Source organism: Mycolicibacterium aubagnense, from assembly GCF_010730955.1.
GTDB classification, from domain to species: Bacteria; Actinomycetota; Actinomycetes; order Mycobacteriales; family Mycobacteriaceae; genus Mycobacterium; species Mycobacterium aubagnense.
Genome location: NZ_AP022577.1, coordinates 954,185 through 968,522 on the forward strand (window position 1 = coordinate 954,185; position 14,338 = coordinate 968,522).

At 68.4% G+C, this 14,338-nt stretch carries 12 protein-coding genes; 1 reads left to right on the plus strand and 11 read right to left on the minus strand.

Features of this window, described 5'->3' with window-relative positions:
* Positions 1-6: 6 nt before the first annotated feature.
* Positions 7-438, minus strand: a complete 432-nt coding sequence (locus G6N59_RS04795) for a hypothetical protein (RefSeq protein ID WP_138231038.1) — start codon at positions 436-438, stop codon at positions 7-9.
* 88 nt (positions 439-526) lie between these two features.
* Positions 527-3,499, minus strand: a complete 2,973-nt coding sequence (locus G6N59_RS04800) for an acyl-CoA synthetase (protein ID WP_179970273.1) — start codon at positions 3,497-3,499, stop codon at positions 527-529.
* A gap of 131 nt (positions 3,500-3,630) precedes the next feature.
* Between G6N59_RS04800 and G6N59_RS04805 the strand changes: the two genes are divergently transcribed.
* A complete protein-coding gene (locus G6N59_RS04805; protein ID WP_138231039.1) occupies positions 3,631-5,424 on the plus strand; it encodes an ABC-F family ATP-binding cassette domain-containing protein in 1,794 nt (597 codons plus the stop codon).
* On the opposite strand, the gene G6N59_RS04810 is transcribed toward G6N59_RS04805, so the two are convergent.
* The 9 genes from G6N59_RS04810 to argC all read right to left on the minus strand — a co-directional run bounded on the left by G6N59_RS04810 (position 5,421) and on the right by argC (position 14,307).
* Positions 5,421-5,732, minus strand: coding sequence for an HNH endonuclease (locus G6N59_RS04810; RefSeq protein ID WP_179970326.1), 312 nt, complete (start codon positions 5,730-5,732; stop codon positions 5,421-5,423). The genes G6N59_RS04805 and G6N59_RS04810 overlap by 4 nt on opposite strands.
* A gap of 78 nt (positions 5,733-5,810) precedes the next feature.
* The gene (gene argH, locus G6N59_RS04815) at positions 5,811-7,232 is read right to left on the minus strand and encodes an argininosuccinate lyase (RefSeq protein ID WP_138231041.1); all 1,422 of its coding nucleotides are present in this window, start codon (positions 7,230-7,232) and stop codon (positions 5,811-5,813) included.
* 91 nt (positions 7,233-7,323) lie between these two features.
* Positions 7,324-8,523, minus strand: a complete 1,200-nt coding sequence (locus tag G6N59_RS04820; RefSeq protein WP_138231042.1) for an argininosuccinate synthase — start codon at positions 8,521-8,523, stop codon at positions 7,324-7,326.
* A gap of 25 nt (positions 8,524-8,548) precedes the next feature.
* A complete protein-coding gene (locus tag G6N59_RS04825) occupies positions 8,549-9,022 on the minus strand; it encodes an arginine repressor (RefSeq protein ID WP_138231043.1) in 474 nt (157 codons plus the stop codon).
* Positions 9,023-9,029: 7 nt separating this feature from the next.
* Entirely contained in the window at positions 9,030-9,959 is a 930-nt protein-coding gene (gene argF / locus G6N59_RS04830; RefSeq protein WP_138231044.1) for an ornithine carbamoyltransferase, read from the minus strand.
* On the minus strand, positions 9,956-11,155 hold the full coding sequence (locus G6N59_RS04835; RefSeq protein ID WP_234884282.1) for an acetylornithine transaminase: 1,200 nt from the start codon (positions 11,153-11,155) through the stop codon (positions 9,956-9,958). The genes argF and G6N59_RS04835 overlap by 4 nt, the downstream gene beginning before the upstream one ends.
* Positions 11,152-12,033, minus strand: coding sequence for an acetylglutamate kinase (gene argB, locus G6N59_RS04840; protein ID WP_138231045.1), 882 nt, complete (start codon positions 12,031-12,033; stop codon positions 11,152-11,154). Before argB ends, G6N59_RS04835 begins: the two co-directional genes overlap by 4 nt.
* Before the next feature lie 31 nt (positions 12,034-12,064).
* Positions 12,065-13,276 (minus strand): bifunctional glutamate N-acetyltransferase/amino-acid acetyltransferase ArgJ, encoded by a 1,212-nt coding sequence (gene argJ / locus G6N59_RS04845; protein WP_138231046.1) that lies wholly within the window; start codon positions 13,274-13,276, stop codon positions 12,065-12,067.
* On the minus strand, positions 13,273-14,307 hold the full coding sequence (gene argC / locus G6N59_RS04850) for an N-acetyl-gamma-glutamyl-phosphate reductase (RefSeq protein ID WP_138231047.1): 1,035 nt from the start codon (positions 14,305-14,307) through the stop codon (positions 13,273-13,275). Before argC ends, argJ begins: the two co-directional genes overlap by 4 nt.
* Positions 14,308-14,338: the final 31 nt, after the last annotated feature.

Genomic DNA, 14,338 nt, shown 5'->3' on the forward strand with positions numbered 1-14,338 from the left:
CGTTCGTCAGCCACCCAACGGAATCTGCGAGCCACCAGTGCCCGGCACGAGGCCGGGCGGCAGGCCACCGGGCCCACCGATGACGATCGGGCTCTGCGGCTTCACCCCGGCGGCCCGTGCCTGGTTGCGCTTCTGGAACTTCACGGTGTCCTGCAACGCGTGGATCAGCGGCACCTGGTTGGGGCGCTGGTCGAGCGCAGCCTCGATATCGGCGAGGTTGCCCTTCGAGGGACCGAAGCCCTGGGCACGCAGCTTGAGCGCCGTACGAAGCAAGTTCGAGAGGTCACCGCCACTGGAACCGATGTCGTACTGACCGTCGAGGTCGTCGAGCACGTCGGCGTGCGCAGCCGCGGGAGTGATCATCACACCGGCAGCCAGAGCTCCCGCCAGAATCGCGCCGGCAACACCGCGCCGGCGACGGCTGGTGTGTGACGTCATGCGTCCTCCATTCGGGTAACTGCGCAGACGGCGCGTGCTCCGTCCGACAAACCGCAGCCTAACAGCGCCGACCAGGTTGGGCGGGTGGTCACGACAGAGTGCCCTCCGCGGCCAACGCTGCGTACGCGGCCGGCGTGAACGGCACGAATGCGTCGCTGTCGACGTCGAACTGCCACGAGTTGCCCGATGATTCGGGCACGCCGGCGGCCCGCAACTCGGCGAGCACCGGGCGGTACGACGAATTGAGCGTCATCTCCGGCACCACGTGAATGAGGTCCGGCACCACCCCGACCGGCAGGTCGACGAACGCCTCACGGAGGTCGGCGGGCAGCACACTGCCGCCCGGACGCAAGCTCAACGCGGTGACCGCCAGCTCGCGATCACCGACGGGCACCCGGTAGGTGACGGCGATGTCGACCGCATCGAGGCGGCCGAGAGCGTTGCCGACCTCCTTGCCGAACACCGCGCCACGCGGGGTGCGGATGACCGAGCGCCGGTTGTCGACCATCCAGTAGTCGCCGTCGTCATCCCGACGGAACAGGAACTCGGTGGACACCCAGGTGTCACCCGGCGCGAAGACGCCGCGCTTGACCGACGCCGTCGGGTCGACGGGGCCACGTGGCTTGGCCAGCAGCACGCCCACCTCGTTGGGTTCGGCGCGCGCCACGAAACCGTCGTCGCCTTCGAGGATGAGGTCGTCGTCGACGTCGTAGGCGGCGAGGGCGATCTGGCCGCCGCCCGGCAGCGGCCGGCCCTCGCTGCCGATCTTGAGACCCGACACGTTGGCCAGTACGGCCTGGCCGTCGGTGGTCGTGAAGAACTCGAGGACGTGGGCGGGCTGGAACGCCTCTTCGACACGGCGCCACAACCCGGCCGGCATGCCCGAGCCGATGAACAACCGCACGGGGTGAGTTCCGTTGAGCACGAACGACGGATCGTCGATGACGTCGCGCAGCATGGCCCAGGTGTAGGACACCACGGTGACGCCGTACTGCCGCAGTTCGTGCACGAACCGGTCGGGCCGCAGGCCACGAGACAACGCGATGCGGGCACCGCCGACGACCGCGCCGCCCAGCGACACCAGCAGTCCGGACTGGTGATGCAGCGGAGTCAGGCAGTAGACGGTGTCGCCGCGGCCCAGGTTGGCCGCCGAGGCGGTGCCGAAAGCCGAAAGGGCCCAACGGAAGTTGGTGATCTGGCGGGCCACCAACTCGCCGCCGATATTGGCGAACGCGACGTAGGCCAGGTCCTGCGCGTAGCCCGGGTTGGGCCGGTACCAGCCGGGCAACTCGACCACGTCGGGATCGATCTGCTCCATGTCCACGACGTCCGCGTCGTCGGACACCTGCAGGTCGCGGTTCTCGCCGCCACCGAGCACCAACACGCGGGTCCGCAGCCGGCGTGCCGCATCGAGATTGGCCGGGTCGGAGATGATGTCGGTGACGCCACCGAGGCGGGCCGCCACGGCCAGGTCGGCGTCGGGTGGCATCAGCACCGCCACCGCGCCCAGACGCGACAGCGCGGCGATGGCGACCAGCGCGCTGGGCCGGGTCTCCATGAGCACGCCGACCCGAACGCCCTGCCGGACACCGACTTCGATCAGGCCCCGGACGACGTTGTTGATGCGGCGGTCCACCGCCTCATAGGTGTGCACGCGACCGTCGAACAGCAAGAACTCACCGTCCGGCGCACCCTCGGCCTGCTCACAGATGATGCGGCCCAACGAGATTCGCGTGTGGTCGTTGATCTGCCCCAGCCGGGCCAGGCGCGGCAGGGTGCGAACCGTCTCGATGGCCAGCGCCCGCGTGGACTTGCCGGCCGACACCACGGCGTCGGCCGCGGTGCTGGCGAAGGTGAAGGCCATCTCGGTGGCGGCCGCGGCACCATGCGCCACGCGTGTCGCCAACGGCACCGACTCGCGCGGCAGTTCGGACTGCAGCGGCATGGGCACCACGTCGGCCGGCATCGGGCCGCCGGCATCGAGCCACTTGACCCACGACGCCACCGTCGGCCAGCTCTGGCTGGCCGCCTTGGAACCCACGACAAGACCGAAATGCCCGACACGGATCAGATATTCGTAGACGTCGGCATCGGGGGCGGCCCGCTTGATGCCGCGCACCGCGGCGGGCTGGCCGATGTCGTCGACCTCGCCGACGACGGCGAGCACCGGGCAGGTGATGTCCGACAGCGTCACCAGGTTGCCGTGAATGGCGAACCCGCCGGTCATCATGCGGTTGTGCGCAATGAACTGCTTGAGCAGCTCCGCGATGGCCGGCCCGGACCAGGCGATCCAACCGTCGCTGGCCAGGAACCGGCGCTGCTGTTCGCGCGGCAACAGCGCCTCGCGGTCGTGCAGCTGGCGCAGGAAGTCGAGCCGTGACTGCGCGGTCTTGATCGGGTCCAGCATCTGGAAACCGTTGCGCGCCAACCAACCCGGGATGTTGAGGCGGCTAAAGACGTGGTCGGCCATGAAATCGGCGACACCGGATGCCAAGTTGGCCGGCATGTTCATCGGCAGCGCGGCCAAGGTGTCCACCGGCGAACCGAAGGCCACGATGCTCGCCAGGTCGCGGGACTGCCGGTACGCGGCGGTCTGGTAGGCGAACATGCCGCCCTGCGAGTAGCCGGCCAGGTGCACGTCTTTGCCGGTGGTGGCCTTCACGGTGTCGATGGCGGCACTCAGCCCCACCACGTGGTCCGCCAGATTGCGGTCCATGCCGCCCTCGACCTGATCGGGCGAGCCGAAGTCGATGACCCACGGGTCCAGGCCCGCGGCGTGCAAGATCCCGACGGCGCCGTCGTCACGCGTCACGTCCCACATGTCCGCGGACATCATCATCGGATGAACCATGAGCACCGGTGAACCTGCCGGGGCGGCGCCCGGACGGGCATCCGGCGGGAAGTACCGCCGCAGCCGGTACATCGGCACGCTCTCGACGATCTGGAACGGCGACGGCACGGCACCGGTCTCCAGCCCGCCGTAGCGCAGCACTTCCAGCCCGTTCTGGGCGGTAGCCACCAACCGCTCCACCGGAGCGGTGATCGCTGAAAAGTCCACCACCGGGCACTCCCTTTTGATCAAATCGGTACAAATCCCCCTGGCTAAGACGCCATCATGGCACAACGTGCTGGTTACCCCGGTGTTACGGCGTGGCGCAAGCACCTCCGGCCGCCGCATATGATCGGCGCCTGATGGCGCATCTATTGGGGGCCGAAGCCCTGCATCTCGAGTTTCCGACCCGTGTGGTTTTCGATTCGCTGACGGTCGGGATCGAGGAGGGTGACCGGATCGGCATCGTCGGCCGCAACGGCGATGGCAAGTCCAGTTTGCTGGCGATGCTCGGCGGCCGGCTGAAACCCGACTCCGGCCGGGTGACGGTACGCGGCGGCGTCCGCATCGGAATGCTCGACCAGGGCGACACCCTCGACCACACCGACACCGTCGGGCACGCCGTCGTCGGCGACGTCCCCGAGCATGAATGGGCGGGCGACCCCCGCGGTCGCGACGTCATCGCCGGACTGCTCGGCGACCTCGACTGGAACGCGGTGATCGGCACCCTGTCGGGCGGCCAGCGCCGCCGGGTGTCGCTCGCGAAACTGCTGGCCGGTGACCACGATGTCCTCATCCTCGACGAGCCGACCAACCACCTCGACGTCGAAGCGATCACCTGGCTGGCCGCGCATCTCAAGAAGCGCTGGGCCGCCAATGCCGGCGGCCTGCTGGTCGTCACCCACGACCGCTGGTTCCTCGACGAGGTCTGCACCGCCACCTGGGAGGTGCACGACCGCATCGTCGAACCGTTCGAGGGTGGCTATGCGGCCTACATCCTGCAACGGGTGGAGCGGGACCGGCAGGCGGCGGCGTCCGAGGCCCGCCGGCAGAACCTGGCCCGCAAGGAACTCGCGTGGCTCCGGCGCGGCGCACCGGCGCGGACGTCGAAACCGAAATTCCGCATCGACGCCGCCAACGCGCTGATCGCCGACGTCCCCGAGATCCGCGACAAGGTGGCGCTGCAGTCGCTGGCCGTGACGCGGCTGGGCAAGCAGGTCGTCGACATTCTGGACGCGTCGGTGACATACGGCGAGCGCGAGGTGCTGCAGGACATCGAGTGGCGGATCGCCCCGGGCGAGCGCACCGGCATCCTGGGCGTCAACGGCGCCGGCAAGTCGACGCTGCTCGGATTGATCGACGGGTCGGTCGAGCCGACCAGCGGCCGGGTGAAGCATGGCAAGACGGTGCAGATCGCCGCGCTGACCCAGGGCGTCGAGAAGTTGGCGGACCATCTCGACGAGCCGGTGCGGGTGGTGCTGAGCCGGCTGGCCACGACCTACACGTTCGGATCCGGTTCCAAGGCAACCGAACTCACACCGAGCCAGCTGCTGGAGCGCCTCGGCTTCGCCAGTGCACAGCTGTCCACTCCGGTGCGGGATTTGTCCGGTGGGCAGCAGCGCCGCTTACAACTGCTGCTCATCCTGCTGGAACAACCCAACGTGCTGATCCTCGACGAGCCGACCAACGACCTGGACACCGACATGCTGGCCGCCATGGAGGACCTGCTGGACTCCTGGCCGGGCACACTGATCGTGGTCAGCCACGACCGGTACTTCCTGGAGCGCGTCACCGATCAACAGTTCGGCATCCTCGGCGGCCGGCTGCGGCACCTCCCCGGCGGCGTCGACGAATACCTGCGGCTGCGGGCTTCGCATGCAGCTCAAACCGGTACCGCCGCAGCCAAACCGGCTGCGGCGGTAGCTGAGGGTTTGTCAGGTGCCGAACTGCGCGCGGCGCAGAAGGAGATCACGGCCATCGAGCGACGGCTGGAGAAACTCGCCGGCCAGATCGACACCGCGCACCAGCGTCTTGCCGAGCATGACCAGGGTGATTACGAAGGCCTGCAACGTCTTACGGCGTCGCTGCGCGAGCTCGAAACCGAGGTGACCGAGCAGGAGGAACGCTGGATGGAACTGTCCGAGGAAGTGGGCTAAGGCTCGTCCGCACACCGGCCGTAGCCCGCCAGTTCCCTGGCGATGGTCGCCTTCCTCAGCAGAAACCTGCCTTCGTCCAACTTCTTTCGGCGCAACCAGCCGGTGACTTCGGCATTGCACTTGCTCGCGTTGCACGACCGGCACGCGGGCACCACATTGTCGAGCGTGTAACGCCCGCCCCGCGAGATGGGCTGCACACAGTCTTTCTGCAGATCGGTGTCGCCCGCACCGCAGTAGGCGCAGCCACCCCAAATCTCTTGCAGGGCAGCCCACTGCTGCGGCGTCAGGTCGTGGTCGACCTTCGCCATCCGACGCTTGCGACGTCTGGCATACACCGCGGCGCGGCTGCGAGCTGGCACCGCCCGAGCCTACGGCCGCATCCGGGCTCAGCCGTGCAGGCGGGCCCGCAACCGATCGGCGGTGTCGCGCACGGTGACGAGCTGCTCGGCGACGCGCGTCGGAGACGTGCCACCGCGGGCGTCACGGGACTCCACCGAACCGGCGATGGTCAGCACGTCCCGCACTTCGGCGGTGAGTCCGGGGTGGATGCCGGCAAGCTCATCGGCGCCCAGCTCTTCGAGCCCGACGCCTCTGGCCTCGGCGGCCTTGACCGCGGCGCCGGCTGCTTCATGCGCAACCCGGAACGGAATCCCTTGGCGCACCATCCATTCCGCGATGTCGGTGGCAAGCGTGTAACCGAGCGGCGCGAGCGCGGCCATGCGGTCGGTGTCGAACGTCAGGGTGCCGACCAGTCCGGCCATCGCGGGCAGCAGCAACTCGAGCTGAGCGACGGAGTCGAAGACCGGCTCCTTGTCCTCCTGCAGATCCCGGTTGTAGGCCAGCGGCTGGGCCTTGAGGGTGGCCAGCAGGCCGGCGAGGTTGCCGATCAGCCGGCCGGACTTGCCGCGGGCCAATTCGGCGATGTCCGGGTTCTTCTTCTGCGGCATGATCGAGCTGCCGGTGGACCAGGAGTCGTGCAACCGAACGTAGCCGAATTCTGTTGTGCTCCAAAGGATGATGTCCTCGGAAAGCCGGGACAGATCCACCGCGATCATCGCGAACACGAAAGCGGCCTCGGCGGCGAAGTCCCGCGAAGATGTCGCGTCGATCGAGTTGTCGGCCGCCGAGGTGAAACCAAGGTCGGCGGCGATGGCGTCGGGGTTCAGGCCCAGCGAGCTGCCGGCCAACGCACCGGATCCGTAGGGCGACACCGCCGCCCGCTTGTCCAGGTCGAGCAGCCGGTCGGCGTCGCGCAGCAGCGGGTGCGCATGCGCGAGCAGGTGATGCGCCAGCAAGACCGGCTGAGCGGACTGCAGGTGCGTCTTACCGGGCATGATCGCGGTCGGGTGCGTCGCAGCCTGGGTTGCCAACGCCGCCACGACGTCGAGCACGCCGTTACCGATGACCTTGATAACGTCGCGCAACCACATGCGGAACAGCGTGGCGACCTGATCGTTGCGCGACCGGCCCGCACGCAGCCGCCCGCCCAGGTCGTCACCGACGCGGTCGATCAGCCCGCGCTCCAGCGCGCCGTGCACGTCCTCGTCCGTCGGCAGCGGCCCGAAAGACCCGTCGGCGACGTCGTTGCCCAGGCTGTCCAGCCCGGCCAACAGACCGTCGCGCTGGTCATCCGTGAGCAGGCCGGCGTTGTGCAGCACCCGGGCGTGTGCCTTCGACGCGGTGACGTCGTATGGCGCCAGCGCCCAGTCGAAGTGCGTCGACTTGCTCAGTGCGGCAAGCGCTTCGGACGGGCCGGAGGCGAACCGTCCGCCCCACAGCGAGCCTTCGTTGGTGCCACCGGTGCTCATAAACGTGCCCCTCGTCGAGCGCGAGCGTGCGGTGCTGCACACCTAAACGCGGTGTGTCGGGTGCAGACACGCACGCTCGCGGTAAGTGTGCTTACAGTCCCAGATCGCGCTTGGCGGAGATCTTGGAGCTCAGACCGTGCAGCTGGACGAAGCCCTTGGCCGCGCTCTGGTCGAAGCTGTCGCCCTCGTCGTAGGTGGCGAGGTTGAAGTCGTACAGCGACTCGCCCGAGCGACGGCCGTTGACGGTGATGTGGCCGCCGTGCAGGAGCAGGCGGATGTCACCGGAGACGTGCTGCTGGGTGTGCTCGACGAACGCCTCCAGCGAGGCCTTCAGCGGGCTGTACCAGAGCCCGTCGTAAGTCAGCTCGCCCCACTTGCGGTCGACGCCGCGCTTGTAGCGGCCGAGCTCGCGCTCCAGGGTGACGTGCTCGAGTTCGGTGTGCGCGGTGATCAGCACCATGGCGCCCGGGGCCTCGTAGATCTCACGGGACTTGATGCCGACCAGGCGGTCCTCGACGACGTCCAGGCGGCCGACGCCCTGCGCACCGGCGCGGGTGTTGAGCTCCTGGATGATCTGCAGCACGCTCAGCGGGCGGCCGTCGATGGCGACCGGGCGGCCCTTGTCGAAGCTGATGATCAGCTCGTCGGGGGTGTTGAAGTGGACCGTCGGGTCCTCGGTGTAGTCGTAGACGTCCTTGGTGGGGGCGTTCCACAGATCCTCGAGGAAGCCGGTCTCGACGGCGCGGCCCCAGACGTTCTGGTCGATGGAGAACGGCGACTTCTTGGTGACGTTGATCGGGATGTCGTTCTCCTGCGCGAAGGCGATGGCCTTCTCGCGGGTCCAGGCGTAGTCGCGAACCGGGGCGATCACCTCAAGTTCCGGTGCGAGGGTATTGAAACCGACCTCGAACCGGACCTGGTCGTTGCCCTTGCCGGTGCAACCGTGCGCGACGACGGTGCCGCCGTGGCTACGGGCAGCCTCGACCAGATGCTTGACGATCAGCGGCCGCGAGATGGCCGAGACCAGCGGGTACCGGTCCATGTACAGCGCGTTGGCCTTGATGGTGGGCAGGCAGTACTCGTCGGCGAACTCGTCGCGGGCGTCGACCACCACCGCCTCCACGGCGCCGCAGTCGATGGCACGCTGCCGGACGACCTCCATGTCCTCACCGCCCTGGCCCAGGTCGATGGCCACGGCCACAACTTCCTTGCCGGTCTCCTTGCCGATCCAGCTGATCGCGACCGAAGTGTCCAGACCGCCGGAATACGCCAGGATGACGCGCTCGGACATGTGTCAATCTCCTTGTCTAGTACTGCTACAGGTTCTCGAAGGTGGCGGCGAGCTCGGCGCCGCTCATCGGTTCGCGGGCGACGACGAAAATGGTGTCATCACCGGCAATCGTGCCCACAACATAAGGCAGAGCCGCCCGATCTATCGCACTGGCCAGGTACTGCGCCGCCCCAGGTGGCGTACGTAACACGGCCAGATTGGCGCTGGCGTCGGTGGACACCAGCAGCTCGCCGAGCAGCCGGGACATCCGCTCGGTGCCGCCGGAAACGCCCTTGACGGGGCTGCCGTCCTCGGGAACGACGTAAACGCCGGTACCGCCGTCGGCGCCGCGCAGCTTGACCGCACCCAGTTCCTCCAGGTCCCGCGACAGCGTCGCCTGGGTGACGTCGATGCCCTCCTCGGCGAGCAGGGCCGCGAGCTCGGTCTGGCTGCGCACCGGGTTCGACGACAGCAGCGCGACGATGCGCGACTGCCGTCCAGCCCGGGTCGGTGCTGTCATCGGAGCCTCACCGCGCGTTGCGTTCCAGCAGCCAGACCAACATGGCCTTCTGGGCGTGCAGCCGGTTCTCGGCCTCGTCGAACACCGCGCTCTGCGGGCCGTCCATCACCTCGTCGGTGATCTCGTCCCCGCGGTGCGCCGGCAGGCAGTGCAGCACGACGGCATCAGCGTTGGCACGGCCCAGCAGCGTGCTGTTGACCTGGAACGGACGGAACGGGCGCACCCGGTCCAGGCCGTCGTTCTCCTGGCCCATCGAGGTCCAGGTGTCGGTGACGAGGACGTCGGCACCGTCGGCCGCGGCCTGCGGGTCGGTGGTGACCGTGACGGTCGCGCCCGTCTCGGCAGCCCGCTTCTTGGCGGCCTCGACGAACTGCGGGTCCGGTGCGAATCCCTTCGGCGCGGCGATGGTCACGTTGATGCCGGCCGTGACGCCGCCGACCATCAGCGAGTGCGCCATGTTGTTGGCGCCGTCACCGAGGTAGGCCATGTTGAGCCCGGCCAGCGTGCCCTTGCGCTCGGCGATGGTCTGCAGGTCCGCCAGCACCTGGCAGGGGTGGAACTCGTCGGACAGGGCATTGATGATCGGCACCGTCGAGCCGGAGGCCATGGCCGCGAGGCGCTCCTGGGCGAAGGTGCGCCAGACGATGCCGTCCACATAGCGGGACAGCACGGCACCGGTGTCCTCGAGCGTCTCTTCGCGCCCCAGCTGGGTGCTGCGGCCGTCGACGACGACGGCGTGCCCGCCGAGCTGGGCGATGCCCATCTCGAACGAGAACCGCGTGCGGGTGGAGTTCTTCTCGAAAATCACGGCGATGCCCCGCGGCCCCTCGAGCGGACGCCGGCTGAAAGGCGCCTTCTTCAGTTCGGCGGCCAGCGCCAGGACCTCGGCCTGCTCCTCGGGAGTCAGGTCGTCGTCACGGAGGAAATGGCGGATCACTGGGACTCCCCTGCTGCGGTGTCGAGAACGGTGGGTAGTGCGGTCAGGAACGCGTCGATCTGCGCGTCGGTGATGACCAGCGGCGGCGCGAGCCGCACCACGTCGGCCGCTGCGGCATTGACGAGGAAACCCGCGTCACGCGCGGCGTTTTCGACAGCCTTGGCCTGCGGCGCGGTCAGCACAACGCCGAGCAACAGTCCGCGGCCCCGGACGTGATCGACGAGCGGGTGGCCCAGCTCTTCGATGCCGTGCGCCAGCGTCTTGCCCGCGGCGTCGGCGCGGTGCACCAGGTCGTCGTCGGCCAGGGTCTTGACCACCGCGAGACCGGCGGCCGTGCACACCGGGTTGCCGCCGAAAGTGCTGCCGTGCATGCCCGGCTGCAGCAGGTCGGCTGCGGGTCCGATGGCGATGCAGGCGCCGATGGGCAGGCCGCCGCCGAGGCCCTTGGCCAGCGTGATGACATCGGGCGTGATGCCGTCGTGCTGGTGCGCGTAAAAGGCTCCAGTACGCCCGATCCCCGTCTGCACCTCGTCGAGCACCAGCAGCGCACCGTGTTTCGTAGTGAGCTCCCGTGCCTTGGCCAGGTAGCCGGCCGGCGGCGTGACGACGCCGCCCTCGCCCATGATCGGTTCGAGGAACACCGCCGCGGTCTCGTCGGTGACAGCCGCGGCCAGCGCATCAGCGTCGCCGTAGGGCACATGGGTGACGTCACCAGGCAGCGGCAGGAACGGCTCCTGCTTGCCAGGCTGGCCGGTCAGCGCCAGCGATCCCATGGTGCGGCCATGGAAAGCGCCTTGGGCCGCAACGATTTTGGTGCGGCCGGTGAGCCGGCTGATCTTGAATGCGGCTTCGTTGGCTTCGGCACCGGAGTTGCAGAAGAACACCCGGGCCGGCGACCCGAGCAGGGCGACGAGGGCTTCCGCCAAGGCGATACCGGGTTCGGTGGCATACAGATTCGACGTGTGCCCCAGCGTGTTCAGCTGGGTGGTGACGGCCTCGATCACCGCCGGATGCCGGTGGCCCAACACGTTCACCGCGATGCCGGCCAGAAAGTCCACATAGCTCTTGCCGTCGGCGTCGGTGACCACGGCGCCGTCGCCGCTGACCAGCGCGACCGGCGGCGTGCCGTAGTTGTTCGTCATGACCGCTTGCCAACGGGCTTGCAGTGCTTGGGTTGCGCTCATATCGATGGTCATGCTGCTACCACTTTCGTACCGGTGCCATCGTCGGTGAACAACTCGACCAAGACACAATGTTCGACCCGGCCGTCGATGACGTGCGCGCTCGGGACACCGTTCTCCACGGCCCGCAGGCATGCCTCGATCTTCGGCACCATGCCGGATTCGAGCTTCGGCAACAGTTGCGTCAGCGCTGCGGTGTCGATTTCGGTGACCAGCGAATTACGGTCCGGCCAGTCGGTGTACAGGCCCTCGACGTCGGTGAGCATCAGGAGCTTCTCCGCGCCCAGCGCCTCGGCCAGTGCGGCCGCCGCGGTGTCGGCATTGATGTTGTGCACCACGCCGTCTGCGTCGGGACCGATGGTGGACACCACCGGAATCCGGCCGGCGGCAATGAGATCGAGTACGGCAGCGGTGTTGACGTGCTCGACGTCGCCGACCAGTCCGATGTCGGTGAGCACCCCGTCGACCGTCACGCTGCGCCGCACCGCGGTGAACAGGTGCGCATCCTCGCCGGTGATGCCGACCGCGTACGGGCCGTGGGCGTTGATCAGACCGACGAGTTCGCGACCGACCTGGCCGAACAACACCATGCGCGCGACTTCGAGGACCTCGGGCGTGGTGACCCGGAAGCCACCCTTGAAATCACCTTCGATACCAAGGCGTTTCAGCATCGCGCTGATCTGCGGGCCGCCGCCATGCACGACCACCGGGTGGATCCCGCAGTTCCGCAGGAAGGCCATGTCGGCGGCGAAGGCCGCCTTGAGGGTGTCGTCGGTCATGGCGTTGCCGCCGTACTTCACCACGACGATCTTGCCGTGCAGCTGCTTGAGCCACGGCAGCGCCTCAGCGAAGACCGACGCCTTGGTGGTAGTGGAAAGTCCCGCCGTGGTCATGCGCGATCCGCCTTCGGCTCCTCGCTGGTGCTCATGAGCTGTACGCCGAGTTCTCTTCGACGTACGCGTGTGATAGATCGGTGGTCCGGATGGTCGCCTCGTGCTCGCCTATCCCCAAATCGACGATGACCTCGATATCGGCGCCGGACAAGTCGACCTCACGGGCACCGGGCGCACCGGCGCCGTCGATGCACACCGCGGAACCGTTGAACGACACGCTGATCCGGTCCGCCACGAGTTCGATCGGCGCGATGCCGATGGCGGCCAGGACGCGGCCCCAGTTGGGGTCGGACCCGAACAGCGCAGTCTTGACGAGGCTGTCGCGGGCCAGTGCCCGGGCACCCACCAGGGCGTCGTCCTCACTGGCCGCGCCCTTGACGGTGATCGCGATGCGCTTGGTGACACCTTCGGCGTCGGCCTGCAGCTGCGCGCACAGATCGTCGCACACGGTGAAGACTGCCTCGTCCAATTCGCCTTGGCTGGGCCGGATTTCGCTGGCACCCGACGACAGCAGGAGCACGGTGTCGTTGGTGGAACAGCTGCCGTCGATGTCGAGCCGGTCGAAGGTCTTCCCGGCGGCGTTCTTGAGCGCGAGGTTGAGGGCCTCCGCGTCCGCGACGGCGTCGGTGGTGATGACCACCAACATGGTCGCCAGCGACGGCGCCATCATGCCGGCCCCCTTGGCCATGGCACCGACGGTCCACTTGCCCGGGTGGTGCAGCGCAACCTGTTTCGGCACGGTGTCGGTGGTCATGATGGCCCGCGCGGCCTCGTCACCGCCGGACAGCCCACCGGCCATCTCATGCACGATCTCGGTGACACCGGCGAGCACCTTGTCCATCGGGAGCCGGTCGCCGATCAGCCCGGTCGAGCACACCGCGACCTCGATGGCACCGGTCTCGGTCCCCCAGTCGCTGAGCGCCGCGGCCAGGGCTTCCGCGGTCTGGTGCGTGTCCTGGAAACCGCCCGGACCGGTACACGCGTTGGCGCCGCCGGAATTCAGGATCACCGTCCGCAGCCGGCCGCTCGTGAGCACCTGTTCGCTCCACTGCACCGGAGCGGCCCGCACCTTGTTGCGGGTGAACACCCCGGCCGCTGCCAGGTCGGGTCCCTCGTTGAAGACCAGCGCCAGATCCGGTTTCCCGGAAGCCTTGATGCCGGCGGCGATTCCGGCTGCGCGGAAGCCTTCCGGCGCGGTGACGCCCTGGTTGCGGTGCAGGGACGGGGTCAGCGACGAGGTCACGGTGCTACTCCCACGGTGGATAGTCCTTCGGTTTCCGGCCAGCCGAGTGCGATGTTCATGGACTGTACTGCCGCGCCGCCGGTGCCCTTGGTCAGGTTGTCGATGGCACAGAGGGCGACGAGAGTCTTCGCGTCCTCATCGACGGCGACGGCGATCTGCGCGGCGTTGCTGCCGATGACCGAACCGGTCTTGGGCAGCTGCCCCTCCGGCAGCAGGTGGATGAACGGCTCACTCGAGTAAGCCTTTTCGTAGGCGGCGCGGATTTCCTCGACGGTCGCCGTCGTGCGCGCGGTGCAGGTCGCGAGGATGCCACGCGAGGTCGGGATCAGCACCGGGGTGAACGAGACCGTCACGTCCTTGTCCGTGACGGCCCGCAGCCCCTGGGCGATCTCCGGGGTGTGCCGGTGTGCGCCGCCGACGTTGTAGGCCCGGGCCGAGCCGATGACCTCGGCGGCCGACAGGTCGACCTTGCCCGACTTGCCGGCGCCCGAGGTGCCACTGACCGCGACCACGGTGACGTTGGGTTCGACGAGCCCGGCGGCGACGGCAGGGACGAGGGCCAGCAGGGCCGAGGTCGGGTAGCAGCCCGGTACCGCAACGCGTTTGGTGCCGACGAGCTTGTCGCGGCCGCCGGGCAGCTCGGGCAGACCATAGGGCCAGCTGCCGGCGTGCTCGGAGCCGTAGAACTTCTCCCAGGCTGCGGCGTCGGTGAGCCGGAAGTCGGCGCCACAGTCGACGATCAGGGTGTCGGGACCGAGCTGCTGCGCGAGTGCGGCCGAATGTCCGTGCGGCAGGCCGAGAAACACCACGTCATGCCCGGAGAGGACGTCGACCTCGGTGGGCTGGAGCACCTGCTGCGCCAGCGGCAGCAGGTGCGGGTGATGGTCGCCGACCGTGGTGCCGGCATTACCCGCCGCGGTCAGCGCACCGATGGTGAGGCGGCCGTCGGTGTAGGCCGGATGGCCCAGCAGAAGCCGCAGAATCTCGCCGCCGGCATACCCACTGGCGCCGGCCACCGCCACAGAAGTCATGACAGCAATTCTGCATGGTTATGCATCAACT

Bases quoted from the DNA above. Each gene is read 5' to 3' on its own strand.
- G6N59_RS04810 (WP_179970326.1), bottom strand. From the start codon at position 5,732: ATGGCGAAGGTCGACCACGACCTGACGCCGCAGCAGTGGGCTGCCCTG.
- G6N59_RS04835 (WP_234884282.1), bottom strand. From the start codon at position 11,155: ATGACCATCGATATGAGCGCAACCCAAGCACTGCAAGCCCGTTGGCAA.
- argC (WP_138231047.1), bottom strand. From the start codon at position 14,307: ATGACTTCTGTGGCGGTGGCCGGCGCCAGTGGGTATGCCGGCGGCGAG.
- G6N59_RS04805 (WP_138231039.1), top strand. From the start codon at position 3,631: ATGGCGCATCTATTGGGGGCCGAAGCCCTGCATCTCGAGTTTCCGACC.
- G6N59_RS04825 (WP_138231043.1), bottom strand. From the start codon at position 9,022: ATGACAGCACCGACCCGGGCTGGACGGCAGTCGCGCATCGTCGCGCTG.
- G6N59_RS04795 (WP_138231038.1), bottom strand. From the start codon at position 438: ATGACGTCACACACCAGCCGTCGCCGGCGCGGTGTTGCCGGCGCGATT.
- argH (WP_138231041.1), bottom strand. From the start codon at position 7,232: ATGAGCACCGGTGGCACCAACGAAGGCTCGCTGTGGGGCGGACGGTTC.
- argB (WP_138231045.1), bottom strand. From the start codon at position 12,033: ATGACCACGGCGGGACTTTCCACTACCACCAAGGCGTCGGTCTTCGCT.
- G6N59_RS04820 (WP_138231042.1), bottom strand. From the start codon at position 8,523: ATGTCCGAGCGCGTCATCCTGGCGTATTCCGGCGGTCTGGACACTTCG.